Source organism: Janthinobacterium sp. J1-1 (assembly GCF_030944405.1).
Lineage (GTDB): Bacteria > Pseudomonadota > Gammaproteobacteria > Burkholderiales > Burkholderiaceae_D > Janthinobacterium.
Genome location: NZ_CP132339.1, coordinates 6,655,356 through 6,681,984 on the forward strand (window position 1 = coordinate 6,655,356; position 26,629 = coordinate 6,681,984).

Consider the following 26,629-nt stretch of genomic DNA (forward strand, 5'->3'; position numbering starts at 1 on the left):
TTCTGTTTGCCCTATAAAAAATATACAATATCGATCTTCCAGGAGCCAATTCATGAAACTTACACAATTTAGTTTGACGATCGCAGCCGCTTTTCTGGCTGCTCAAGCGTCCGCGGCTAACCCAAAATTGGGTGTCGTGTATGACGCGGGCGGCAAGTTCGACAAGTCGTTCAACCAATCCGCTTTCGAAGGCGCCGAGCGCTTCAAAAAAGACACCGGCATTTCCTTTATCGAAGTACAGGCTTCCAGCGATACGCAAGCCGAGCAAGTCATGCGCGGCCTGGCCCGCAAGAAACTCGACATGATCGCCGCGATCGGTTTTGCCCAGACGCAAGCCGTGCAAAAGGTCGCCAAGGAATTTCCCAATGTGAAATTCGTGCTGATCGACGGCCAGGCCGCTGGCGCCAACGTCAACTCGGTGGTGTTCAAGGAAGAAGAAGGCTCCTACCTGGTGGGCGTGGCGGCTGCCATGGCCAGCAAGAGCAAGAAAATCGGTTTTATCGGCGGCATCGATATTCCACTGATCCGCAACTTTGCCTGCGGTTACGCGCAAGGCATCAAGGCCGTCAATCCGAAAGCGGAACTGACGCAAAACATGGTCGGCACCACCTCGGGCGCCTGGAACGATCCGGCCAAGGGCGGTGAACTGGCCCGCTCGCAATTCGAGCGCGGCGTCGACGTGGTGTTCGCGGTCGCCGGCGGCAGCGGCATGGGGACTTTGCAGATGGCCAAGGAAAAAGGCAAGCTGGCGATCGGCGTCGATTCGAACCAGAATCATCTGTATCCGGGCACCATGCTGACCTCGATGGTCAAGCGCGTCGACAACACCGTCTATGACAGCTTCATGCAAGTGAAAAACGGCACCTGGAAAGGCGGCGTCAGCTACAAGGGCCTGAAAGAAGGCGGCGTGGATTGGGCGCTCGACGCGAACAACCGCAAGCTGATCACGCCGGAAATCGAAAAGCGTGTGTTGGGTGTGCGCAAGGACATTATCGATGGCAAGATCAAGGTGATCGATTACCGCGTCGGCAGCAGCTGCCCGGTTTAACTTTCTTCGTATCTCTGAACGCGCCGCCGGGGTTGACCTCCGCGCGGCGCGTTTCCATGAAACTATCCAGTTATGAGCCTATGCAGCCAGCAGTAGAATTTCGCAGCATTTCCAAGCATTTTGGACATGTGAAGGCGAACACCGACGTCAGTTTCTCCATCGCCAAGGGCAGCATCCACGGCCTGGTGGGGGAAAACGGCGCCGGCAAATCGACCTTGATGAGCATCCTGTACGGGTATTACCGTGCCGACGGCGGAGAAATCCTGCTCGACGGAAAAGTACAGCCTATCCGCAACAGCCAGGAAGCCATCGAACTGGGCATCGGCATGGTGCACCAGCATTTCATGCTGGTCGAGAACTTCACCGTGCTCGACAATATCATGCTGGGCACGGAAGGCGGTTTCCGCCTGGCCAACCATCGCGCCGAAGCCGAAGCGAAGCTGCGCGAGATCTGCACGCGCTACCGCCTCGACGTCGACCCGCTGGCCAAGATCGAAGATTTGTCGGTCGGCGCCCAGCAGCGCGTGGAGATCCTCAAGCAGATCTACCGCAGCGCCAATATCCTGATCCTCGACGAGCCGACGGCCGTGCTGACGGCGCAGGAAACGGCGTCGCTGTTCGAGATCCTGCGCCTGTTCAAGGAGCAGGGCAAGACCATCATCCTGATCACGCACAAGCTGCAGGAAATCCTGGAAATCACCGACAACGTCACCGTCATGCGCGGCGGCACGGTGGTGGGCGCCGTGGCAACAGTCGGTACCTCGAAGGAAGAGCTGGCCAACATGATGGTGGGCCGCCCGATCCAGAGCCACTTGCCGCGCGCGCCCTACAACCCGGGCGCGACCGTGCTGGAAGTGGACGGCTTGCAACTGGCCGACGAGCAGCAGGTCAAACTGCTGGCCGACATCGGTTTCAATCTGCGCGCCGGCGAAATCGTCGCCATTGCAGGGGTCTCGGGCAATGGCCAGAGCGAACTGCTGGAGATCTTGTCCGGCATGCGTCTGCCCACCTCGGGCAAGCTGCGCTTCCAGGGCAAGGACCTGCCGTTCGGCAAGCGTCACGACGCCGACGGCCTGCCGCTGGTGTTCCGCGACCTGGGCATCGCCCATATTCCGGAAGACCGCTTGCGCGACGGCGTGGTGAAAAATTTCTCGGTAATGCAGAACACCATCCTCGGTTACCAGGATCACCTGAAAAACCGCTGGGGCCTGTTCAACTTCAAGGCCATCGGCGCGCGTTGCGCGGAACTGCTGAAAACCTTCGACGTGCGCCCGGCCAATCCGGACCTGCGCATCGGCCTGCTGTCGGGCGGTAACCAGCAGAAGGTGGTGATCGCGCGCGAAGTGCTGGCCAAGCCGACACTGATGCTGGTCGGGCAACCGACGCGCGGCGTCGATATCGGCACCATCGAAAGCATCCATACGCAATTGCTGGCCCTGCGCGACGCGGGCGTGGCGATCCTGCTGGTGTCGGTCGAACTGGAAGAAGTGCGGGCGCTGGCCGACCGCATTCTGGTCATGTGCGGCGGACGCATCACCGGCGAACTGAAAATTGAAGAATTCGATACCACCCGCATCGGCCTGCTGATGGGGGGAATGCACAAATCATGAATAACGACTTGCCACGCTGGGCGACAGCCTTTGTCATGCCCATGTTAAACCTGCTGTCGGCCCTGCTGGTCGCGGCACTGGTGATCTATCTGCTGGGCGAAGATCCGGGCGAATCGCTGGGCATCCTTGTCAACAGCGCCATCCTCAATCCGGAAGGCCTGAGCTACACCCTGTTCTACGCCAGCACCTTCATCTTCACGGGGCTATCCGTGTCGGTGGCGATGCAGGCCGGCCTGTTCAATATCGGCAGCGAAGGCCAGATGTATATCGGCGGCCTGGGCCTCACCGTCGCCATGCTGGCGTTCGACCAGACCCTGCCCGCCTGGCTCTTGATCCCGGCCGCCATGATCGGCGCCGCCCTGTTCGGCGCGCTGTGGGGCTTGTTGCCAGGCTATCTGCAGGCCAAGCGCGGCAGCCATATCGTGGTCACCACCATCATGTTCAACTTCATCGCCGCCAGCCTGATGAACTTCGTGATCGTGAAATACCTGATTCCGCCGGGCGAGCAGAACACGGCCAGCCGCGTGTTTGCCGCAGGCGGCGAAATGCCGCGCCTGTCGACCTGGTTCCCGGCCCTGGGCGACACGCCGCTGAACATCAGTTTTATTCTGGCCATCATCGCGCTGGCCGTGTATGGCGTGATGGTCTGGCGCTCGTCGTGGGGCTTCAAGCTGCGCGCCACCGGCCTGAACAAGCATGCGGCGCACTATGCGGGCGTGTCGATCAGCAAGATGATCATTATCGTCATGCTGATTTCGGGTGCGCTGGCGGGCCTGGGTTCGGTCAACTCGATCATGGGTTCGACCCACTACCTGTCGCTCAACTTCGTCGGCGGCGCGGGTTTCATCGGCATCGCGATTGCGCTGATGGGCCGCCAGCATCCGGTCGGCATCTTCCTGTCGGCAGTGCTGTTCGGCGCGCTGATACAGGGCGGGTTTGACTTGTCGCTGGAAAAACCGAATATCCCGACCGAGACCTTCATCTTTATCCAGGGCCTGATCATCCTGTTCTGCGGCGCGATGGAGAACTTCTACGCCCCGGCCATTTCCGCCCTGCTCAAGCGCACCAAAGGCTAACACCATGACACTCGACGACTTTCATTTCGCCAGCATCCTGGTCTCGACCGTGCGCAATGCGCCGGTGCTGATCTTTGCCGCCATGGCCGGCCTGTTCGCCGAACGCAGCGGCATGATCGATATCGGCCTGGAAGGCAAGATCCTGGCCAGCGCCTTCGCTTCCGCCGCCGTGGCCTACACCACGCAAAACCCGTATTACGGCATGGCGGCCGGCATGCTGGTCTGCGTCGCGCTGGCCTTGCTGCAAGCCTATGTCAGCATCACGCAAAAGGGCAACCAGCTGGTGGCCGGCATGGCCATCAATATCGCCATGAGCGGGCTGACTTTTGTCCTGGCGCAGTTCTTCTTCCAGCAAGGCGGCCGCACGCCCGACCTGGGGTCGGCGCGATTGTTCGACGTGGTGCTGCCGGGCACCCAGTATGTGGAACATATCCCGTTCATCGGCTGGGTGTATGCCCACCTGATCGGCGGCCATTCCATCCTGGTCTATCTCGCCTTCCTGTTGATCCCGCTGGTGCACTGGCTGCTGTACCACACACGCTTCGGCCTGCGCCTGCGCGCCTGCGGCGAAAACCCGCACGCGGCCGATTCGGCCGGCGTCAGCGTGGAAGCGACCCGCTATATGGCCATGCTGGTGGCCGGCATCCTGTGCTCATTTTCCGGTGCGTATCTGGCCATCGTGCAAAGCGGTTTTTTCCTGCGTGACATGTCGGCCGGCGCCGGCTACCTGGCCCTGACGGCCATGGTGTTCGGCAACTGGCGTCCGGTCTACACCTTCCTCGGCTGCCTGATGTTCGGCTTCTTCAGCGCGATCCAGATCCAGATCGAAGGCGTCGACCTGCCCATCGTCGGCCGCATCCCCGGCTCGCTGATCCAGATGGTGCCGTACGTGGTGACCGTGATCGTGCTGGCCGGCCTGATGGCCAAGTCGGTGGCACCAAAGGCGATCGGCATTCCATTCGTCAAATCGCGCTAACGTCAAGTTGGCACGCACAAAAAAGCGAAGCCCGCGGGCTTCGCTTTTTTTATGCTGCCGGAATCTCTTCCAGCGAACAATAGATCGGCAGGCCCAGGCCGCGCGCCACCGCCACTATGCGGTCGGCGCCGGACGATTCCCCTTTGAGGCGCAGCACCGCATCGCAATGCGAGAGCAAGCGCTCGCAATGGGTATGGAACAGTTCCTCGTACACGCTATCCCCGACTTGCTTCGAGCCGGCCAGCGCCAGCATCGGCAGCGCCAGCCATTCCCCCAGCACCGGCATATGGCCGGCCGCATACAGCGGCAGGCACTGCGCTTCCATCGCCGCCACATTGGCCGCCATCTTGTCCGGGTCGTCGCCAGTCCCCGAGCGGTACGGCCCGGCAATCAATATCTGCAGGCTTGTTTTCGCCGGCATCAGCTGCAGCTGCGCATGCTGCAGCAGCATGATGGTCTTGCCGTCGCAGATGCGCCCGTCCGCCACCATCCGCATCGCCTGCGCCAAAGGCAGTTCCAGCACGTCGATATCCTCGCCTTCATGGGCCAGGCCGCCACCGTCGTTCAGGCGACTGGACGGATCGTATTCGGCCACAAAGAAATGCAGGCGTTCGGTGACGGAGCCGGGACTCATGAAAGCCTCGAACACCTTGTCCACGGCGCCGACCCGGTAGCCGGTTTCTTCTTCGACTTCGGCACGGATGCGCTGTTCCGGACTGGCCTGCTCCAGCAGGCCGGCGGCGGCCTCGATCAGGAAGCCGTCATGGCCGTCGCGATACGTGGGGAAACGGAACTGGCGGATCAGGATCACCGTGCCTTGCTTTTTGTTATATAGCAGGATGGTGGCGCCGTCGCCGCGGTCATACGTCTCGCGCGTCTGCGACTGCCACTGGCCGTCGCGGCGCAGATAATCGAATGTGGTTTTCTGTAACAGATACCAGTCGTGCGACAGCGTCGTCACATCCCGGATGCGTACTCTTTCTTCGTTCATCTTGTCTCCTTGTGCTTGCGTGCGCCGACTTTATCATGCAAACTCGTGAAAATTCAAGAATATTCAAGAAAATATATGCTCACACATCAACGCAAACAATATCTGCTGGACCTGCTGCAACGAGAAGGCCAGCTCGTTGCCAAGGCCGTCAGCGATACCCTGGGCTTGTCGGAAGACACGATACGGCGCGACCTGCGCGAACTGGCCAAGGAGGGTTTGCTGCAACGCGTGCACGGCGGAGCGATACCGCTCTTGCCCGCCTCGCCCGCACTGGCGCCGTATGCCAGCCGCGTACAGATTTCGCCCGACGCCAAGCCGGCCATCGGCCGCGCGGCCGGCGCCATGATACAAACGGGGCAAGTGGTCTTTATCGATGGCGGCACGACGACGTTGCAACTGGTGCGCCAGCTGCCGCGCGAGTTGCGCGCCACGGTGGTGACGCACAGCCCGTCGATTGCGGTGGAACTGGCGAGCCACCCCTTGATCGAGGTGGTGATGCTGGGAGGAAAGTTGTTCAAGCACTCCATCGTCAACCTGGGCGCCGCCACAGTGGAAGCGATAGGCGGTATCCGCGCCGACCTGTATTTCATGGGCGTGTCGAGCCTGCATCCGCAGGCGGGCATCACCACCGGCGACCACGAGGAAGCCTGCGTCAAGCGCGCCCTATCCGACGCGGCGGCCCGCACGGTGGTACTGGCCTCGCCGGAAAAGCTGCATACCGTCTCGCCGTTCCGGATCGCGCCCTTGAACCAGGTCAGCGATATCGTCGTGCTGCGCGATACGGACGAGGCGCTGCTGGCACCCTACCGCGAGATGGGTATCGCCATCACGCTGGCGTAGGCATTTACGGCCAGATCGCCTGCAACACCGCCGCCAGGTGATAGCCGCCATTGATCAGCTGCGTCTTGGCCAATGCCGAGCTGGGCACGGGATAGTCGCTGGGCACGCTCAGGGACCAGACATAATAGACGTCGCCCTTGCGGCTGGTCTGCTGCGTGGCCGGCCCGGCCACCACGCCCGCATACGCTGTTTTCGATGCCGCCAGCGCGGCATCGGCCCATTGATACGGCCAGGTGGCCGGGTCGCCGCTATTGCCGGGCACCTCGGGCTGGCTGGCGATCACCGTCTGCGCGAACTGGCGCGGCGTACGCGTCGACAGGCGCCGCATGGCATAGTCGACCACGGTGCTGTCCCAGTACGAGTGCAGCGGTTTCGTCGGCGGCTTCGGATAGGCAACGGGCTTGGCGGCGCCAGCTTCCGCCGGCAACGGCGCCGGAATCACGGCATCGGACAAGGCCGTGATCTGCGCGTCGTCCAGCAACAGATTATTGCCGCCGCGCGCATCGAAAATCGCCAGGCCGTCGATCTGCGCCTGCGTTTCCGGCACCACAAAACGGCCATCCTTGGCCACATACGCGGCGCCCACGTGCAGCGGCTGGTGGATATCGCCGACCAGGTGCGTGATCAATATCAGCGCCTGGCGCGGCGTGAACTGGTGCGGATTGCTGGCCAGGTCACTCTTGCCCTGCAACACCGAAATCGCCTGCTTCAGGGTCTGCACGATATCGTCGTCGGCGCTGCCGGTGGCGCCATCGTGATAGTGCGCGTTCTGGAATGGAATATCGGTGTAATGGTATTCGCTGTGCTTGGGGTTGGCGGCAACGTAGGCCACCATCTCGGGCGACTGCGGGCCGCAATACGTACCTTTCACGCAGTCGGGCCAGTTGGCGATCGACTCCAGGGTTTCGCCGGGCAGCAGCAGGGCGGCGATTTTCGCCTGCGCCGCGCTGCCCTTGAGCAGCTGGTCGGCAATCGCCCCCACGGCGCGGTGGCCGTCATTGCCCCAGGCCAGTGCGTTGCCGCTCATAAAGGCGCTGGCCAGCGCCAGCACGCATGCCAGTTTTTTCATGGTCATTGTGGCGTCCCCTTGGCAGGCTTCGGATACTGTTTGTTGATATCGATCGGCTGCGCGTAGCCGGAGCTCCAGGTCTGCTCGTGCAGGGCCACCAGGCGCTGCGCCATGGCCTCATTACGCAGCACCACTTCCAGGTTGCGCGACAAGTCGAAATAGCCGCCGGCCCAGTTGCTGGTGCCGACCCAGGCCAGCTTGCCGTCGATGGTCATGGTCTTGCTGTGGATCACGCGCGCGAACGGAATAAAGCCGGTCGATGCGGTGGGTATCGTGACGATGCGAATCTCCACGTTCGGCACCAGCGCCAGGCTTTTCAGGTAGGCAATCGCCGGCGCTTCCGTGTTCCAGGCGGACACCATCAATTTGATTTTCACGCCGCGCTGGGCCGCCGCGCGCACGGCATTGTCGATCACGGCGTAATACGGCCGCGTGCGATTCGGGCCGTACGACAGCGGTGCGTAGTCCAGCAGCTGGATGCGCACTTCGCTTTTGGCATCGGCCAACAAGGCCGGCAAGCCGCTTTCCGAGTCGCCCACGCCAGCCGGATTATAGGCGTTCGGGCTGGCCAGCAAAAACGCGTTCTGCGCGTAGTTGGCGGGAACCGTTTTGCTGTTGAGCAAGGTAGCGCGGCTGCCCTTGGCGGTTAGCGCCTGTGCCTGCCAGTCCTGTTCGAAGATCGCCTGCACCTGGCCCACCATCGCCGGCTCGGTGATCTTCAGGCCCGTTTCATGGATATGCTCGAACGAGCGCCAGTCGAAATTCTGGCTGCCGATATACGCCACCTTGCCATCGACGGCCAGGTATTTGGCGTGCACGATGCCGTTGCCGGTGATCTTGTTGAAATCGATAATGCGCAAGTCCAGATTCGGGATCGCTTTCAGTTGCTCGATGGTCGCCGGTTCCGACAGGCCCACGCCCTTCAGGTCCAGCAGGAAGCGGATCTTGACGCCGCGCTGGCCCGCTTGCGTCAAACTGGCCAGCACCTTGTCGAATGCCGTGCCCGGTTTGCTGACGGCGTAGAACTGGGCGATGACGATCTCTTTTTTTGCCGAATCGAACAGCTCGCGCCACACGGCGACGGGCTCGCGCAGGTCGGGATTGGTCAAGCTCGTTTCCACGGGCGAGGTGTGCACCAGCTCAAAGCCGGGAATGGTGAAATCGGCGTGGGCCGTGCCCGCGAACAGGGTAGTGACGAGCAGGGAAACAGATAAACGACGCATGGTTATTCCTTGTAAATTATTTGACGCGCACGATGCGGCCGGCCGCCGTGGCGCTGCCAGCGGGCTTGCCGGCGCGCGCGCGGGCGATCAGGTAATTGCTGAAGGCGTCGATGTCGCGCACGCCCGTGTCGAGCCGGCGCGTGCCGGCCGCCAGCACGGTAAAGCGGTCGCCGCCGCCAGCGAGGAAACTGTTGGCGGCGACACGGTATTGTTGATTGTCTTCAAGAGCAATGCCATTGAGCATGATGCTGCCCGGCAGCACGCGCTGGCCCTGGGGCCGCGTGCTGTCCCAGCGGTAGCTGAAGCCGTCCGATATCTGCAGCAGATTATTCTCCTCAGCTTCGGCACCCGGCCACTGCTGTTCGAGCAAGGTACGAATTTGCGCGCCGGAAAGACTCACGACGATCAGGGTATTGCCGAAAGGCACCACGGCCTGGTTCTGGCCCACGTTCGTCATCAGGCCGGCGCCCGCTTCCAGGTCCTTGCGGATACCGCCATTATTCATCAGGCCGATTTGCGCGCCAGCAGCGCGCGCGCCGAACAGGGTGCTGTCAGCCACCAGGTCGCCCAGCGCGGAAGCGCCGCCGCCCTTGGTACTGCGGCCCACGTTCGGCACGGCGATGGCGGCCACGGGACGCGACAATTCGGCCGCACTGCGCTGCTTGACCGATTCCAGGTAGGCAGCCACGGCCGGGTCCGGCTCATACATGCCTGGCAGCATGACGACGTTGTGCGCGCTGGCATCGATCAGCGCATTCTTGACGGGATCGACCTTGAGCTTGATACGCGTCAGCATATGCCCGCCCATTTGTGCCTGCGTCACGAGGCGGCCATCGACACGGCACAGATAACCCTGGTGCGAATGGCCGCTGATGACCAGTTGAATGGCCGGGTCGAGGCGCTTGACCACATCGACCACTTCGCCCTTCAGCTGGCTGCAATCGGCCTGGTCGACGGCTTCGGTCGTCTCGCCGCCCTGGTGCAGCAGCACGACGAACACGCCCACGCCTTGCGCGCGCAACTGCGGCAAGGTGGCGTTGATGGCGTCCGCCTCATCGCCAAACTGCAGGCCGGCAATGCCGGCGGCCGTCACCACGGATGGCGTATCTTTCAGCACGGCGCCGATCAGGCCCACCTTGACGCCATGCGCCTCTTCGATGCGGTAGGCGGGCAGCAGGGACTTGCCCGTTTGCGTATCGATGACATTGGCGGCCATATAGGTGTAGCTGGCGCCCTTGAAGTCCGGCGTGAACTTGCAAGCCTTGTCCGCGCGCGCGGAGTCGCAACCGCCGCGCTGCTGGCGCAGCAATTCCGCCTTGCCCTGGTCAAATTCATGGTTGCCGACGGAACTGGCCTTCATGCCCAGCATGTTCATGGCGACGATGCTCGGTTCATCGGCCCACAGCGCCGACATGGCGGGGCTGGCGCCGACCAGGTCGCCATTGCCGACAAAAATCAGCTGCGCATCTTCGCGCCGCCACGCCGTCAATGCACCGGACAAGGTATCGATGCCGCCGGCCTGCACCGTCTTGCGCCCGGCATCGGCGACACTCATGTAGGTAAATTTGCTGCGCTCGAGATTGCCGTGGAAATCGTTCAGGGCGACCAGGTTGATGGCGACGGGCGCCGCGGGATGGGTGGCGCAGCCGGTCATGGCGGCGGCGATGGCCACCGCGATCAGGGATAAGGGCAGTGTTTTCATAGGCTTCGCAGCATAGCGCAACGGCCGGGAAAGCGGCATTGCGCAAACGGGTTAAACAAGGTCCGGCTGCACAACGCCGGCAGAAAAGAAAAACGGGCCCTAAGGCCCGTTGCAACACGTCGCGCACAGCCTGGCCTGCAGGCTGCGCGTCAGCGTCGATTAGATATCGATCGACAGGGTGACCGATACGAAGCGTGGCGCACCCAGGTAGTAGCGTTGGGTATCAACCGACGTCGTTACACCAGGGATAGCCTGGGTATTCTTGACGGTGGTCGAGGACGGATTGCGGTACTGCTTGTCCGTGATGTTGCTCAGGTTAAACGTCAGCTTGGGACGCTTGATGTAGCCGAAGTTGGCAAAGGTGTAGCCGCCATCGATACCGAAGGTGGTGTAGCCTGGCGCCGTTTCATCATTGACCATCGATGCTTGCTGCTGGCCGGTGGCGCGCGCTTTCACGCGGGTCCAGAACGAGCCATTCTGGTATTCGATCGACAAGCCGGCTTTCTTCTTCGGCGTGTTGATCATTTCCTTGCCAGCAGTCGGCAGGTACACATTCGTCGCGGACAGCATGTCATCCTTGATTTTGCTGTTATTGAAACCCAGCGAACCGTACATCGCCCAACCATTGATCGGCGTATTGCCGATTTCGAATTCCAGGCCCTTGTTGCTGACGCGGCCCACGTTGGTATAGCTGCTCGCTTGCGTGATTGGATCGAAGGTGGTTGCCTGGCGATCCTTGAAGTCGATGAAGAATGCCGTCACCGAAGCGATGAACTTGTCATCCTGGTGACGATAGCCGATATCGGTGTTCCACGACGATTCTTGTTTCACATCACCAACAAAGTTGGCGACGCCATTGACCACTTTCACGCTGGTGCCGATGTTGCCAAACACGAAGTTAGGGGGTGCTTTGACGTTCTTGGCAACCGAAATGAACACTTGATCATCGTTGGTGATGCGGTAGCGTGCACCCAGTTGCGGCAGCAGGGTGCTGTACTTCTTGACCAGGTTGTACGGTTTAACGTTGTTGGCTTCGTCGCCGTAGTTGGTGAAGTCGCGCTTCACGTTCGGGCTGCGCACGCCGATATTGATCTTCAGCTTGTCATCACTCAGGCTGATCGTGTCTTGCAGGAAGAACTGATAAGCGGTCGAGATCGACATCCAGTTACGGCTTTGCGCTGGCGTGCCATCCGGACGCAGGATCTGGCCGTTTTGCAGCCAAGGATCTTGCGAGATGCCATCATTGCTCAATGCCAGCATCGGGCCGGTTTGCTGATGGCGAGCGCGCTCGTACCAGAAGCCACCGAGCACATCGTGGTTACCCGACACCCAGTTCAGCGATGCGGTCACACCAGGACGGAAGGTCTTGGTGACGCTGGCGTTAGCGACCAGGACGGTGTCGAGGGTATCGCCGTCGCCGTTCAAGTCCACGGTGCCATTGCGCAAGCCAGTGGCTGCGTTATAGAAACCTTTTTCCGACTGGTCGCGCTGTTGCACGCCACCGTTACCGTAGCCGTACCAGATGTATGGCAATACTTTCAGGTCCAGGTTTTCGTTCAGGCGGAACTTTGCCGTGGCCGAGGCGATGGCATTCTTGAACGGGTTGATGCCCAGTTTGTAGAAGGCTGGCGACTGCTTGGTTTCTTTTTGTTCAACGCCTTTTACCGGCTTCAGATGACCCTGGAAGGTATCGGCGTAATCAAAGTAATAGCCGTTCTTATTAATTTCAGACAAGGTCAGGTTATTGATGTTGTTGTTCATCGCCTCGTTGTACAGCAAGGTGGCGTGAATATAGTTGAAGCGATCCCAGTCGTAGTTGATACCGGCGTCGATATGGTCGCGCTTGGCGCCGCCCTTGCCTTTCCATTTGTCGGCTTCAGCATGCGAAGCGGACACGAACATCTTGGTGCGCTTGTCCGAGAACAGGCCGGTGTCGACGCGCACGAAGGTTTTCTTCATGTTCAGTTGACCGAAGGTCTGCATCATGCGCAGGCGGTGCTTGTCTTCAGGATTGCAGGTGTTGATACCAAAGTTGCCGCCGGTGGCGCCCACTTGTGGCGAATCGGCATCGGTCGAACCCTGGGTGACGGTTTGCGAGCAGGTATTTTCCTGGTCGACATATTCTTGTGGGTAGATGGCAAAACTACCGGAGTCATTCACCGGCACGCCATTGATCGTGGCGCCGATCTGGTCGGAGTTAAAGCCGCGCAGTGTCAGGCCGCCGCCGAACAGGCCAGTTGCATCGTAGTTGTAGCTATTAACAGCTGGCAACATCTCCAGGGCTTCGTACGCATTGCCTGTTGGACGCTGCTTTTCCAGTTCTTCTGCCGTAATCGTGCTGCGTGCTTTTGGCGCATCTTCCGTCACCATCAGGCCCATACCGGTTTTTTTAGCGGTAATGACCACTTTTGTGGCTTCGTCAGCGGTTTGCGCATGCGCAGTGGAGATGCCGAAGCAAGCCAATTGGCATGCCACTGCGATCATACTTAGTCGCAATTTTGGTTGTTGAATGAACTGCATTTGAACCCCCTAGAGTGTGTTGTAACTTACAAGATTTTGACTTGCTTATATTGTGGTGAAACACGGAAACTATCCAACTAGACACGGCAGTATAAAGATCGAATATTTCAAATCCGTTACACGGATATGACCGCAATGTGACAGGAGCCGCTAGACATCCTGAATTGTCACAAAAGCGATATCAAAAATGACTTATTCAATTCTTCGCCGTCCAACTATGCATTAAGGTCTGTAGGCTGACAAATACGTTTTATTTTAATGATTCATATATTAAAAGTATAAATCACCGCTGAAAGCCGCATTTTTTATATCAACCGAGCAAGCTCACCTCATCGGGGCGAAATTATAGATGAGCGGCAACACTTGGAAATTGTTTCAGAAAATAATTGCAAGAAAGCACTACTAGCGCATCATTTTTTGTCGTAAAGGCACAACAAAAAGGATAAAAGGAGGGTTTTGTAACTATGAAGATCAGGAGGTTACGCGACCGCTAGTTGCGGTCGCGTGGCAGGCAGGAGAGATGAAATACTTTTACGGTTTTACAACAGTTGCCTTACGATTACTATTTGCGATCAAGGCTTCAAAACGGGTGAACCGGGCATCGAGCGCCTTCAGCAGACGTTGCTTGTCCGCATCAGCCAGGAAGGAATACCGCAGGCTGTTATATGACAGCTTTTTGATTTCCGCATAATCGGTCTTGTACTGGCTGGCAAACAGCACATATTCATTCGACAAGGTATTGCGCGACACGCCCGCGTCATCGGTGGAGATGACGAAGGGCACGCCATACTTGCGGTACAGGGTGACCGGATGGGCCTGGCCTTTGATACCAAGAATGTAATCATTGCTGGTCAGGTTCACTTCCACGGGTATATTGCGTTCACGCATCTTCTGCATGGTCGCCAGCGCATTGTGCTCATAGGCGATATCCATGCCGTGACCGATACGGTCCGCACCGGCCACGTCGATGGCTTCGGCGATATGGAATGCCATGCCTTCCGGCGGCACCATGCCCAGCGCCAGCTCACCGGCGTGCAGGGCGATCTTGACGTTCGGATATTTTGCTTTGAGGAACTTGAACATTTCCATGTGCAGGCTGTAATCGCGCATGGACACATTCACGCTTTCCTGGCCCACGATGTTCACGCCCACCAGCAGCGGATTCAGGCTGGCTGCCTTGAACGCGGCCACCATCGAGGAAAACACTTGCGATGGCGACAGGAAACGCAGCACATACGCCTGGTAACGCATGGTGAAATTGGCGTCGTCGATGCCGGCGCTGCTGGCATTGACGTTGTCGTTATAGGCGGTGATGCTTTTCTGGAAGCTGGCATCCTGCTCAAGGCTCTGCGTCCAGTTGGCCAGCACGGCTTGCAACGCTGCCGGCGGCAAGCCCGGCGCCAGCACCTGCTGGTCGAACTGCGCATTCTGCACGAACGGCGACAGTTCGAAAATCGTCTCGATGTAGCTGAGGTTTTCCGCGATGGCGCGCTGCTTCAGGGTTTTCAAGCCATCGGCCGTATTGCTCGACGCGACGGGGCCGAAGTAGCCGAAGGTGTCAAAGAAGGTACGGTCCGGCGGCGTCTGGATGGCGCCGTGGTTATAGAAATCCTTGGTCGACCAGCGCTGCAGCAGCTCCGCATACAGGCCCGCATCGGCAAACACTTCCGTGGACGACAGGCAGCCACGCTGCGCGGGCGGCTTGGCGCGCTCGGCCGCCACGACGTCCTTGTTGCTTTCGATGCGGTAGGTCGTGTTGTTGACGCAATAGTTTTCCTTGTCGACCCAATCGAGAAATTGCTCGGCGTAAATGGCGCCTGAGTAATGATGATGCAAATCGCCGCCCTTGGGCATCATGGAAAAGAACAGGCTCAACTCGGCCGTCTTCGGCTGCGCGCCCGACACCAGGGTGGCAAAATGGCGCGCGGTGGCCGCTTCGTTGGAAGACGGGGCGGCATGCGCCGTTCCGGTCAGTGCCAGCGCGGCGCCAAGCGCCAGGCCAGTGAGTTTCTTGTGCATTCGCGTTCTCGCTCAGGATAATTCGTATGGAACAACGGGTAGGTCAGCCCTGCCCCCGCACATGCACGCATTGCCCGCCTGAATAGGTGGCAGCCACGGCACGGTCGTCGCCCAGCAGCGCGAAGGCAAACAGCAATTCCTCCAGGCTTTGACAGCCAGCCGTGCGGCGCGCCAGCAGCGGCGTCGATTGCTTGTCGAGCACGATGAAGTCCGCTTCCGTGCCTGCAGCGAAATTGCCCAGCGTGCCTTCCAGCTGCATGGCCCGTGCAGCACCCAGGGTCGCCAGGTAAAACATGCGCAAGGCGGGCAGATAGCTGCCTTTCAAGCGTGCTACTTTATAGGCTTCGTTCATGGTTTGCAACATCGAGAACGAGGTGCCGCCGCCCACATCGGTGGCCAGCGACAGCAGCACTTTCGCCGCATCGGCCCGCTCGAAATCGAACAGGCCGCTGCCGAGGAACAAGTTGGAGGTGGGACAAATGGCGGCCGCCGAGGACGTTTCCGCCATGCGCGCGCGGTCGCGCTCGTCGAGCCAGATGCAATGGCCGAACATGGCGCGCGGGCGCAGCATGCCGTAGTGGTCATACACGTCGAGGTAGCTGCGCGCCTGCGGATGCAGTTCGCGCACCCAGCGGCATTCATCCTCGTTTTCCGACACGTGCGTCTGCAGATAGGTGTCCGGATAGGCGCGCGCCAGTTCGCCCGCCAGGTGCATCTGTTCGTTGGTGGAAGTGGGCACGAAACGGGGCGTGATCGCGTACAGCGAACGGCCCTGCTTGTGCCAGCGCCGTATCAGTTCTTCGCTTTCACGCGCCCCCGACTCGGCCGTGTCGCGCAGGAAATCGGGGCAGTTACGGTCCATCATCACCTTGCCGGCCACCATGCGCAGGCCGCGCTCTTCGCTGGCGCCAAAGAAGGCGTCGACCGATTGCGGGTGCACGCTGCCATACACCATCGCGGTGGTGGTACCGCAACGCAGCAGTTCGTCGAGGAAAAACTCGGCCACATTGCGCGCATGTACCGGATCTTCGAACGCGCGCTCGGTCGGGAAGGTATATGTTTCCAGCCATGGCAGCAGGCCCGGCGCGGGCGAGGCGATCATTTCCGTCTGTGGAAAATGCAAGTGGGTGTCGATAAAGCCAGGAACAATCAGCTTGCCACGATAGTCGATGACCTCGGTACCTGCCGGCAAGCCAGGCAACAATTGATCGTATTCGCCGGCGGCAAGCACCTTGCCGTCGGCCACGACCAGCAAGCCGTCCGTGTGAAACGCGTGCGCATCCTCGCTGAAGGCGGGATCGGCGTGGAAGTGCAGCAAGCTGGCACGGTAAGCTTGCACTGAAACAGGAACGATCGGCATGACTTCTTTCTATGACTGGTGAACCGCGGCGCGTGACTTGCGGCGCGGTGGCGTGCTGGCAGAAACCAGCCGCAGCGGCGTGGCCAGCGCCGCTTCAGCGGCTTGCTCCCACACCATTAATAATTGACAGGCCACCGAGGCGGCGATCACGGCCGGCGCCTTGTTGCGGATGCCGGGCATGCCGATAGGGCAGACCATGGCGGCAATCTTTTCATCCGGCACGCCCTTCGCCTGCAAGCGGTGTTCGAACTGCTTGCGTTTCGTGTGCGAGCCGATCAGGCCGAACCAGCCTGCATCCTCGCGCGCCATGATCGCTTCCGTCAGGCGCTGGTCCAGCGCGTGGCTGTGCGTCATGACCAGGAAACTGCCACTGGCCGGCGCCATGGCGACAAATTCTTCCGGCGCATCGGTGGCGGCAATGCGTACATTATCGGGCAATTGCGCGGGGAACATGTCCTCGCGCTCATCGACCCAGGTGATATTGCACGGCAAATGGGCCAGCGCACGCACAATGGCCGCGCCCACATGGCCGGCGCCAAACAAGGTCAGGTGCGCTCGTGGCGCCAGGCAAGGGTCGACCAGCCAGCGCCGGCCGTCGCTACCCTGCGCCACATGCGTGCCGCGCTCGCGCGAAAAGGTATCGGGCGCCTGGCCGGCGGTGCCGCCGAGCCATGCGCCATCGGCATCGAACAGGCTTGATGCCGGCTCGCCATCGAGCGCGATCACGCGCCAGCTGTCTTGCTGGCGACGTTCGCGCAATGCCTGCAGCATGGCGTTGAGAGTCCCATCAACCGGCTCGAACGCCAGGTGGACCACGCCGCCGCAACACTGGCCCAGACTGGGGCCCAGCGCAAAGCGTTCCAGTTTTGCCCGAGTGGCGCCGGTCGCCAGCATGGTCTTGGCGATTTCCACCGCGCGCAATTCCAGGTGGCCGCCGCCGATGGTGTCCAGTTGCCCCTCATTGGTGACGCGCATCCTGGCGCCCGCCTCGCGCGGACCCGAGCCTTCCACCAGCGCCACCGTCACCAGTACCGAAGGAACATCATCATGCGGCAGTGCCGTCAGCCAGTCGCTCATCTGTTACTCCTGTACGGCCACGGTGGACGCGGCTTGCACCGCCATCACGGCCTTGAGGATTTCCTCGCTGGTGGCCGGCGCATTCAACGGTGGCTGCACGGCATGGCCGCCGACGCTGGAAATGGCGTCGCGGATCGCAAAGAACACGGAAAACGGCAGCAGCAGCGGCGGCTCGCCGACGGCTTTCGAGCGGTGGATGCTGTCTTCCACATTGCGGTTCTGGAACAGATTGACACGAAAATCTTCCGGGCAATCGGAAATGCCGGGGATTTTATAGGTCGACGGCGCATGCGTCATCAGCTTGCCCGCGCCATTCCACCACAGCTCTTCCGTTGTCAGCCAGCCCATGCCCTGGATAAACGCGCCTTCCACCTGGCCGATATCGATGGCCGGATTGAGCGACTGGCCGGCATCGTATAAAGCGTCGGCGCGCAGCAGCTTCCATTCGCCGGTCAGCGTATCGACCACCACTTCGGCCACCGCCGCGCCATAGGCGTAGTAGGAAAACGGGTGGCCGGTCATGGTCTTGGCGTCCCAGTGCAGGCCGGGCGTGGCATAGAAACCATCGGACCACAGCTGCACGCGGGCCAGGTAGGCTTTTTGCACCAGTTCAGGAAACGGCAGCACATGGCCGTTGACGTGGATATTGTTGTCGAAAAAGCGCACGTCCGCCGCCGCGCCGCCATACAGTTTGACGGCGTAGTCGCTCATCCGTTCGCGGATCTGGCGCGCCGCATCCTGCGCCGCCTTGCCGTTCAGGTCGGCGCCGGTGGAGGCCGCCGTGGCCGAGGTATTGGCGACCTTGCTGGTATCGGTGGCGGTGGCCCGCACCCGTTCCAGGTCCAGGCCCAGCTCATGCGCCACCACCTGCATCACCTTGGTATTGATGCCCTGCCCCATTTCCGTGCCGCCGTGGTTGACGAGCACCGAGCCGTCGACATACACGTGCACCAGGGCGCCGGCCTGGTTCAGATGGCTGACATTGAAGGCGATGCCGAATTTCAATGGCGTGAATGCCAGGCCTTTTTTCAGCACCGGGCTGGACTCGTTGTACGCGTCGATGGCAAAACGGCGCGCGCGGTAGTCGCTGGTCTGCTCGAGCTCGGCCACCAGTTCATGGATCACATTGTCGACGATCACCTGGCCATACGGCGTGACATTGCGCCCTTCGCTGCCGTCGCGGCCATAGAAATTGAGCAGGCGAATATCCAATGCATCGCGCCGCAGATGGCGCGCGATTTCATCGATCACATACTCGATGGCGATCGCGCCCTGCGGCCCGCCAAAACCCCGGAACGCCGTGTTCGACTGGGTATTGGTCTTGCCGCAGGCGGCACGGATATCGACGTCGGACAAATAATAGGTATTGTCGAAATGGCAGACGGCGCGCGTGGCGACCGGGCCGGAGAGATCCGCCGAATAGCCGGCGCGCGAGGTCATGTCGACTTTGGCGGCAAGGATCTTGCCGGTCTCGTCATAGCCCACTTCGTATTCATAATAAAAGCAATGGCGCTTGCCCGTGACCAGCATGTCGTCGTCGCGGTCGGCGCGCAGTTTGACGGGGCGTTTCAGTTTCGCCGCCGCAATCGACGCGGCCGCCGCCCACAGCGCCGACTGGGATTCCTTGCCGCCAAAGCCGCCGCCCATGCGCCGGCATTCGACCGTGATGTTATGCGAATGCACGCCCAGCGCATGCGCCACCACGTGCTGCATTTCGCTCGGGTGCTGGGTCGAGCACAGCACCAGCATGCCCTGCGCTTCCTTCGGGATCGCGTAGGAAATCTGGCCTTCCAGATAAAACTGCTCCTGCCCGCCCACATAGAGCTGGCCCCTGACCACATGCGGTGCGTTTTCAAATGCGGCCTGGCAGTCGCCGCGCGCCAGCCGCATCGGCGGCAGCACATATGACTGCGCCGCCTTCGCCGCCTGCGGCGTCATAATCGCCGGCAATTCTTCATACGTCACCTGCGCCAGACGGGCGGCGCGGCGCGCATGGTCATGCGTATCGGCCACCACGATAAAGATCGGCTGGCCCACGTATTGCACCAGCTCGGCCGCCAGGATGGGGTCGTCATGGATGATGGGGCCGCAATCGTTGGTGCCGGGAATATCTTGCGCCGTGAACACGGCGGTCACGCCGGCGCTGGCGCGCACTTTCGATAAATCCATGGCGCTGATGCGCGCATGCGGTTTTTGCGACAGGCCCAAGGCCGCGTGCAAGGTGCCCTGCAGTTCGGCAATATCGTCGGTATAGGTCGCCTGCCCCAGCACATGCAGTTGTGCCGATTCATGCGGACTCGATTTGCCGACGGCGGCCCAGGCGGCCGCTTGCAGTTCAGGCGTGACAGGATGGTTCATGCTGGTCCTTTCAGGCGCGGCAAGCGTAGGCGTTCAATGAGGCGCGCAGCAGCGGCGCGCTGTGGCGTGTTTCCAGCCAGAAGCGGCGCAGCAGGTTTTGCGCCGTCGTCATGCGATAGCTGTTGGAGGCGCGCATGTCGGACAGCGGCGCATAGTCGTCGGCCAGCAAGCCCATGGCGATCACCAGGTTGTCCTCCGTCCACGCCTGATTGCGCAGGAAAGTTTCCGTTTGCGTGGCGCGCTGCGGCGTGGCGGCCATGCCACCGAAGGCGATACGTGCGTTGACGATGCGCTCGCCGTCGAGCTCGAAAGCAAACGCGGCGCACACGGCCGAGATATCCTGGTCAAACCGTTTTGCCAGCTTATACGTGCGGAATTTTACTTGCGCGCGCGGCAGCGGCACCCTCAGCGCTGCGACAAATTCGTCGGGCCGCAGGTCTTTCTTTTGATAGCCCAGGTAAAAATCTTCCAGCGCCATGGTCCGCTGGCCGGCGCTACCGCGCAGCACGATCTGCGTGCCCAGCGCGATCAGCCACGGCATCGAGTCGCCGATCGGCGAGCCGTTGGCCACATTGCCGCCCAGGGTGCCGGCGTTGCGGATCGGCAAGGAGGCAAAGCGCTGCCATAGTTCCGATAATTCCTCAGGGTAATGCTCGCACAGCGCCGCATACGCGTCGTTGAGGCTGGCGCCGGCGCCGATTTCCAGCATGTCATCTTGCGGGGCGATGGTTTTCAGGGCCGCGACATTGCCCAGGTAAATGATCTCGCCCAGCTCGCGCAATTGCTTGGTGACCCACAGGCCCACATCGGTGGACCCGGCCAGCAAGGTGGCTTGTGGCTTGTCGGCACGTAATTGCGCCAGTTCGTCGACGGTGCGTGGCGCATGGAATTGCTGGCCACGGGCCGCATAGGTATGCAGATGGTCGCGCTGCAAGCCTTGTAGTTGCAGGGCCAGCGCATCGCGGTCAAAAGTCACTTTCGGCAATTCACTCATGCGTTTGGCCGCATCGATAATCGGGCGGTACCCTGTGCATCGGCACAGATTGCCGGACAGTCCATCGTCGATCTCGCAGCGCGTGGGCGCGGCGCCGTCTTTTTTCAGATACATGCCCCACAACGACATCACAAAGCCGGGCGTACAGAAGCCGCATTGCGAGCCGTGGCATTCCACCATCGCCTGCTGCACCGGATGCAGGGCGCCGTCCGGCTGTTGCAGATCTTCCACGGAAAACAGGGCCTTGCCGTCCAGCGTGGGCGTCAGCTGGATGCAGGCGTTCACGGTTTTCATTTCCACCTGGCCGTCGACCAGGCTGGCGACGACGACGGTACAGGCGCCGCAATCGCCTTCGGCGCAGCCTTCCTTGGTGCCGGTGCAATGCAGGTCCTCGCGCAGATGCTGCAATACAGTCTGCGTGGGGGCGGCATCGCGTACTTCCTGCACGGCGCCACGGTAATAAAAACGAATCGGTTCTGACATGCTGGCCTCGGTATAGTCCTAGTGGTACAGATTAACACCGGCACACGGGACAACCATATGCAAAGATTGATTTCACTTATCTATCTACATCAATAAGCCTCAGCCGATATAGGGATGCTTGGCATGCCAATGCTCGGCGATATCGATGCGGCGCGTGATCCACACCTGTTCATGCCCTTGTACATAGTCGAGAAAGCGCGCCAGCGCCGCCGCGCGGCCAGGCCGCCCCACCAGCCGGCAATGCAAGCCGACCGACAGCATCTTCGGCTGGTTCAGGCCGTTCGGGTCGCCCTCCGCATACAGCACGTCGAAAGCGTCCTTCAGATAATCAAAAAATTGCGTGCCCGAATTAAAACCCTGCATGGCGGCAAAGCGCATGTCGTTGGTATCGAGCGTGTACGGCACGATCAGCTGCGGCTGCACGGCCGGCGCGCCGCTCGCATCCGTATAAGCGACCTTTTCCCAGAACGGCAGGTCGTCGCCATAATAGTCGGCGTCGTAGCGAAAGCCGCCATGTTCCACCACCAGTTTGCGCGTATTCGGCGAATCGCGCCCGGTGTACCAGCCTTGCGGGGCGGAACCGGTCAGCTCGCGGATAATCTGCACGGCTTCGCGCATATGCTCGCGCTCGCTCGCTTCATCCATGTTCTGGTACGAAATCCAGCGCAGGCCATGGCAGGCGATCTCATGGCCCAGCTGCTGGAAGGCCGCCACGGCTTCCGGATTGCGCTTCAAGGCCATCGAGACGCCGAACACCGTCAGCGGCAACTTCCGGTCCTCGAACATGCGCAGTAGCCGCCATAGTCCCGCGCGCGAGCCGTATTCATAAATCGACTCCATGCTCAGGTGGCGCGTGGGAAACGCCGCCGCGCCGATCATTTCCGATAAAAACGTTTCCGATGCCGCATCGCCGTGCAGCACGCTGTTTTCCGCGCCCTCTTCATAGTTGAGCACGAATTGCAGCGCGATGCGGGCCTGGCCCGGCCACTGCGGATGGGGTGGCGTGCGGCCATAGCCGATCAGGTCGCGCGGATAGTTGTCGTAAGTGCTCATGCGGCTCGCCTTGGGAAGAAATGTGAAATATATGCCCAATCATATAGCCAGGCGCGGTCACAGGTATATCATTTGGTCGATAAGCACATTCACCGTTAACGTATAGGATAGCAAATGGGAAAACTCAGCACGCACGTACTCGATATCGCCCACGGCCGGCCCGGCGCAGGCGTCAAGGTCGCCCTGTTTTCGGTCGCGCCGGAAGGCAAGGTCTTGCTGAAGATGGATGTGACCAACCAGGACGGCCGCTGCAGCACGCCGCTGCTGGAAGGCGACACCATGAAAGCGGGCCAGTATGAACTGGTCTTCAATGCCGGCGACTACTTTGCCGCCCAAGGCGTGCAATTGCCCTCGCCGCGCTTTATCGACCTGGTGACCCTGTCGTTCGGCATCGCCCACACCGATGAAAACTACCATGTGCCGCTGGTGGTGTCGCCGTGGTCGTATTCGACATATCGGGGCAGTTGATTCTGCTTTGCCAGCAATGTTGTCGGATTAGCGGGGCCGCCTAGGCGTAGCGTAATCCGACACCACCCGCGGCCCATGCCATCGCCACAAACCACCAGACGAAAAAAAACCCGACCATTTCTGATCGGGTTTTTCTCTTGCTACGAATAACAAGCCTGACGATAACCTACTTTCACACTGGTTGCAGCACTATCATCGGCGCAAAGTTGTTTCACGGTCCTGTTCGGGATGGGAAGGGGTGGGACCAACTTGCTATGGTCATCAGGCATAACTTGTAATGACGCTTGTTCTCAGTTGAGCAACAAGGCCATGAATCTGGAAGAAGCAAAGATTGGGGTAATGACTGGTCATATCAACATACACGCAACGTTGTACCGTCTTATCCTCTGTACCTGCTAAGGTTATAGGGACAAGCCGTACGGGCAATTAGTACTGGTTAGCTTAATGCATTACTGCACTTCCACACCCAGCCTATCAACGTCCTGGTCTCGAACGACCCTTCAAAGAGCTCAAGGCTCTGGGAAATCTCATCTCAAGGCAAGTTTCCCGCTTAGATGCTTTCAGCGGTTATCTCTTCCGAACTTAGCTACCCGGCAATGCCACTGGCGTGACAACCGGTACACCAGAGGTTCGTCCACTCCGGTCCTCTCGTACTAGGAGCAGCCCCCTTCAAATTTCCAACGCCCACGGCAGATAGGGACCAAACTGTCTCACGACGTTTTAAACCCAGCTCACGTACCACTTTAAATGGCGAACAGCCATACCCTTGGGACCGGCTACAGCCCCAGGATGTGATGAGCCGACATCGAGGTGCCAAACTCCCCCGTCGATATGAACTCTTGGGAGGAATCAGCCTGTTATCCCCAGAGTACCTTTTATCCGTTGAGCGATGGCCCTTCCATACAGAACCACCGGATCACTATGTCCTACTTTCGTACCTGCTCGACTTGTCAGTCTCGCAGTTAAGCACGCTTATGCCATTGCACTATCAACACGATGTCCGACCGTATCTAGCGTACCTTCGAACTCCTCCGTTACACTTTAGGAGGAGACCGCCCCAGTCAAACTGCCTACCATGCACTGTCCCCGATCCGGATAACGGACCAAGGTTAGAACCTCAAACAAACCAGGGTGGTATTTCAAGGTTGGCTCCACGAGAACTAGCGTCCCCGCTTCAAAGCCTCCCACCTATCCTACACAGATTGGTTCAAAGTCCAATGCAAAGCTACAGTAAAGGTTCATGGGGTCTTTCCGTCTAGCCGCGGGTAGATTGCATCATCACAAACATTTCAACTTCGCTGAGTCTCGGGAGGAGACAGTGTGGCCATCGTTACGCCATTCGTGCAGGTCGGAACTTACCCGACAAGGAATTTCGCTACCTTAGGACCGTTATAGTTACGGCCGCCGTTTACTGGGACTTCAATCAAGAGCTTGCACCCCATCATTTAATCTTCCAGCACCGGGCAGGCGTCACACCCTATACGTCCACTTTCGTGTTTGCAGAGTGCTGTGTTTTTATTAAACAGTCGCAGCCACCAGTTTATTGCAACCCTTTCACCCTCATGGAGTAAACCAATCAAGCTACCGGGGCGTACCTTTTCCCGAAGTTACGGTACCAATTTGCCGAGTTCCTTCTCCCGAGTTCTCTCAAGCGCCTTAGAATACTCATCTCGCCCACCTGTGTCGGTTTGCGGTACGGTCTCGTATGACTGAAGCTTAGAGGCTTTTCTTGGAACCACTTCCGATTGCTTCGTGAACAAGTTCACTCGTCCCATCCCCTTGAATCCTGCGCCCGGATTTGCCTAAGCGCCTTCTATGAGACAGAAACTGACTATTCCAACAGTCAGACAACCTTCCGCGATCCGTCCCCCCATCGCATCATACGACGGTGCAGGAATATTAACCTGCTTCCCATCAGCTACGCATCTCTGCCTCGCCTTAGGGGCCGACTCACCCTGCTCCGATGAACGTTGAACAGGAAACCTTGGGCTTACGGCGTGGAGGCTTTTCACCCCCATTATCGCTACTCATGTCAGCATTCGCACTTCTGATACCTCCAGCATCCTTTACAAGACACCTTCGCAGGCTTACAGAACGCTCTCCTACCATATATATCTGTGATAAATCACAGAACAATATCCGCAGCTTCGGTGACTGGCTTAGCCCCGTTACATCTTCCGCGCAGGACGACTCGATCAGTGAGCTATTACGCTTTCTTTAAATGATGGCTGCTTCTAAGCCAACATCCTGACTGTTTTAGCCTTCCCACTTCGTTTTCCACTTAGCCAATCTTTGGGACCTTAGCTGGCGGTCTGGGTTGTTTCCCTCTTGACGCCGGACGTTAGCACCCGACGTCTGTCTCCCAAGCTCGCACTCATCGGTATTCGGAGTTTGCAATGGGTTGGTAAGTCGCAATGACCCCCTAGCCATAACAGTGCTCTACCCCCGATGGTGATACTTGAGGCACTACCTAAATAGTTTTCGGAGAGAACCAGCTATTTCCAAGTTTGTTTAGCCTTTCACCCCTACCCACAGCTCATCCCCTAATTTTTCAACATTAGTGGGTTCGGACCTCCAGGGCGTGTTACCGCACCTTCATCCTGGCCATGAGTAGATCACTTGGTTTCGGGTCTACACCCAGCGACTGATCGCCCTATTCGGACTCGATTTCTCTACGGCTTCCCTATACGGTTAACCTTGCCACTGAATGTAAGTCGCTGACCCATTATACAAAAGGTACGCAGTCACGGAACAAGTCCGCTCCTACTGTTTGTATGCACACGGTTTCAGGATCTATTTCACTCCCCTTCCGGGGTTCTTTTCGCCTTTCCCTCACGGTACTGGTTCACTATCGGTCGATTACGAGTATTTAGCCTTGGAGGATGGTCCCCCCATATTCAGACAGGATGTCACGTGTCCCGCCCTACTTGTCGTACGCTTAGTACCACCGGTCCGATTTCACATACGGGGCTATCACCCACTATGGCTCCTATTTCCAGAGGATTCTGTTATCGGTCCGACTATCACGTACAGGCTCTTCCCATTTCGCTCGCCGCTACTTTGGGAATCTCGGTTGATTTCTTTTCCTGCAGCTACTTAGATGTTTCAGTTCGCCGCGTTCGCCTTGCATACCTATGTATTCAGTATGCAATACCCTAAAAGGGTGGGTTGCCCCATTCGGAAATCTGCGGATCAAAGTGTGTTTGCTCACTCCCCGCAGCTTATCGCAAGCTACTACGTCCTTCATCGCCTGTAATCGCCAAGGCATCCACCATGTGCACTTATTCGCTTGTCCCTATAACGTTAGCCTCTGTTCACCGAAGTGAGCAAAGAGCGCTACAGGGATAAGAAAGTACAACGTTGTTGCTTGTTTGTTGATACATACAATCATTACCCATCAAGTCGCCTCATGCATTCCTGCACGCATAGACTTGATCAATAAATAATCTTTACTTCTTCCAGATTGTTAAAGAACGAAACAGCAATGATCGCTAAAAGATCAAACCTAAACCCACTGGCTTACGTTTGCACTTTCAAGTATGTGGTGGAGGATGACGGGATCGAACCGACGACCCCCTGCTTGCAAAGCAGGTGCTCTCCCAGCTGAGCTAATCCCCCTGGGTACAACATATTAGCTGGTAGGGCTGGTTGGACTCGAACCAACGACCCCCGCGTTATCAACACGGTGCTCTAACCAGCTGAGCTACAGCCCCAACGCGGTGCTACTGACGACTACTGTTTCTTCTTCAGCTAACAGTCGAT

The 26,629-nt window shown here is 59.3% G+C and carries 16 protein-coding genes, 2 tRNA genes, 2 rRNA genes and 1 pseudogene; 6 read left to right on the forward strand and 15 right to left on the reverse strand.

Annotated elements, in window-relative coordinates; all coding sequences use genetic code 11:
• Positions 1–52: 52 nt before the first annotated feature.
• The 4 genes from Q8L25_RS30350 to Q8L25_RS30365 all read left to right on the forward strand — a co-directional run bounded on the left by Q8L25_RS30350 (position 53) and on the right by Q8L25_RS30365 (position 4,710).
• The gene (locus Q8L25_RS30350) at positions 53–1,048 is read left to right on the forward strand and encodes a BMP family ABC transporter substrate-binding protein (RefSeq protein ID WP_308922934.1); all 996 of its coding nucleotides are present in this window, start codon (positions 53–55) and stop codon (positions 1,046–1,048) included.
• An 80-nt stretch (positions 1,049–1,128) separates the two neighbouring features.
• Positions 1,129–2,658 carry an ABC transporter ATP-binding protein gene (locus tag Q8L25_RS30355; RefSeq protein ID WP_308922935.1) on the forward strand — a complete coding sequence of 510 codons (1,530 nt, stop codon included), beginning with the start codon at positions 1,129–1,131 and terminating at the stop codon, positions 2,656–2,658.
• Entirely contained in the window at positions 2,655–3,734 is a 1,080-nt protein-coding gene (locus tag Q8L25_RS30360) for an ABC transporter permease (RefSeq protein WP_374694218.1), read from the forward strand. Before Q8L25_RS30355 ends, Q8L25_RS30360 begins: the two co-directional genes overlap by 4 nt.
• A 4-nt stretch (positions 3,735–3,738) precedes the next feature.
• Positions 3,739–4,710 carry an ABC transporter permease gene (locus Q8L25_RS30365; protein WP_308922937.1) on the forward strand — a complete coding sequence of 324 codons (972 nt, stop codon included), beginning with the start codon at positions 3,739–3,741 and terminating at the stop codon, positions 4,708–4,710.
• A gap of 412 nt (positions 4,711–5,122) precedes the next feature.
• On the opposite strand, the pseudogene Q8L25_RS30370 reads toward Q8L25_RS30365, so the two are convergent.
• A pseudogene (locus Q8L25_RS30370) lies at positions 5,123–5,701 on the reverse strand (NUDIX domain-containing protein); the annotation flags it as partial.
• Positions 5,702–5,776: 75 nt separating this feature from the next.
• On the opposite strand from Q8L25_RS30370, the gene Q8L25_RS30375 reads away from it, so the two are divergent.
• Complete coding sequence (locus Q8L25_RS30375; RefSeq protein WP_308922938.1) at positions 5,777–6,541, forward strand: DeoR/GlpR family DNA-binding transcription regulator; 765 nt, start codon at positions 5,777–5,779, stop codon at positions 6,539–6,541.
• Positions 6,542–6,545: 4 nt separating this feature from the next.
• Here Q8L25_RS30375 and Q8L25_RS30380 read toward each other — a convergent pair whose 3' ends face one another.
• The 10 genes from Q8L25_RS30380 to puuE all read right to left on the reverse strand — a co-directional run bounded on the left by Q8L25_RS30380 (position 6,546) and on the right by puuE (position 22,399).
• Positions 6,546–7,610 carry a S1/P1 nuclease gene (locus tag Q8L25_RS30380; protein WP_308925827.1) on the reverse strand — a complete coding sequence of 355 codons (1,065 nt, stop codon included), beginning with the start codon at positions 7,608–7,610 and terminating at the stop codon, positions 6,546–6,548.
• A 2-nt stretch (positions 7,611–7,612) separates the two neighbouring features.
• Entirely contained in the window at positions 7,613–8,833 is a 1,221-nt protein-coding gene (locus Q8L25_RS30385) for a phospholipase D-like domain-containing protein (RefSeq protein WP_308922939.1), read from the reverse strand.
• Between the two features lie 16 nt (positions 8,834–8,849).
• The gene (locus Q8L25_RS30390) at positions 8,850–10,535 is read right to left on the reverse strand and encodes a bifunctional metallophosphatase/5'-nucleotidase (RefSeq protein ID WP_308922940.1); all 1,686 of its coding nucleotides are present in this window, start codon (positions 10,533–10,535) and stop codon (positions 8,850–8,852) included.
• Between the two features lie 159 nt (positions 10,536–10,694).
• Positions 10,695–12,914 (reverse strand): TonB-dependent receptor domain-containing protein, encoded by a 2,220-nt coding sequence (locus Q8L25_RS30395; RefSeq protein WP_308922941.1) that lies wholly within the window; start codon positions 12,912–12,914, stop codon positions 10,695–10,697.
• Positions 12,915–13,586: 672 nt separating this feature from the next.
• Positions 13,587–15,074: an adenosine deaminase gene (locus tag Q8L25_RS30400; protein ID WP_308922942.1), complete on the reverse strand. Its 1,488-nt coding sequence runs from the start codon at positions 15,072–15,074 to the stop codon at positions 13,587–13,589.
• 43 nt (positions 15,075–15,117) lie between these two features.
• Positions 15,118–16,434, reverse strand: a complete 1,317-nt coding sequence (guaD, locus tag Q8L25_RS30405) for a guanine deaminase (protein WP_308922943.1) — start codon at positions 16,432–16,434, stop codon at positions 15,118–15,120.
• A gap of 9 nt (positions 16,435–16,443) precedes the next feature.
• Positions 16,444–17,511, reverse strand: coding sequence for a xanthine dehydrogenase accessory protein XdhC (xdhC, locus tag Q8L25_RS30410; protein WP_308922944.1), 1,068 nt, complete (start codon positions 17,509–17,511; stop codon positions 16,444–16,446).
• Between the two features lie 3 nt (positions 17,512–17,514).
• Positions 17,515–19,869 (reverse strand): xanthine dehydrogenase molybdopterin binding subunit, encoded by a 2,355-nt coding sequence (xdhB, locus tag Q8L25_RS30415; RefSeq protein ID WP_308922945.1) that lies wholly within the window; start codon positions 19,867–19,869, stop codon positions 17,515–17,517.
• Positions 19,870–19,879: 10 nt separating this feature from the next.
• On the reverse strand, positions 19,880–21,346 hold the full coding sequence (xdhA, locus tag Q8L25_RS30420; RefSeq protein WP_308922946.1) for a xanthine dehydrogenase small subunit: 1,467 nt from the start codon (positions 21,344–21,346) through the stop codon (positions 19,880–19,882).
• A 99-nt stretch (positions 21,347–21,445) separates the two neighbouring features.
• Positions 21,446–22,399, reverse strand: coding sequence for an allantoinase PuuE (gene puuE / locus Q8L25_RS30425; RefSeq protein ID WP_308922947.1), 954 nt, complete (start codon positions 22,397–22,399; stop codon positions 21,446–21,448).
• A gap of 114 nt (positions 22,400–22,513) precedes the next feature.
• On the opposite strand from puuE, the gene uraH reads away from it, so the two are divergent.
• A complete protein-coding gene (uraH, locus tag Q8L25_RS30430) occupies positions 22,514–22,867 on the forward strand; it encodes a hydroxyisourate hydrolase (protein ID WP_308922948.1) in 354 nt (117 codons plus the stop codon).
• 153 nt (positions 22,868–23,020) lie between these two features.
• Here the strand turns inward: uraH and rrf are convergent.
• The 4 genes from rrf to Q8L25_RS30450 all read right to left on the reverse strand — a co-directional run bounded on the left by rrf (position 23,021) and on the right by Q8L25_RS30450 (position 26,580).
• Positions 23,021–23,133, reverse strand: a 5S ribosomal RNA gene (gene rrf / locus Q8L25_RS30435).
• Between the two features lie 139 nt (positions 23,134–23,272).
• A 23S ribosomal RNA gene (locus Q8L25_RS30440) occupies positions 23,273–26,162 on the reverse strand.
• A 247-nt stretch (positions 26,163–26,409) separates the two neighbouring features.
• Positions 26,410–26,485, reverse strand: a tRNA-Ala gene (locus Q8L25_RS30445).
• Between the two features lie 18 nt (positions 26,486–26,503).
• A tRNA-Ile gene (locus Q8L25_RS30450) sits at positions 26,504–26,580 on the reverse strand.
• Positions 26,581–26,629: the final 49 nt, after the last annotated feature.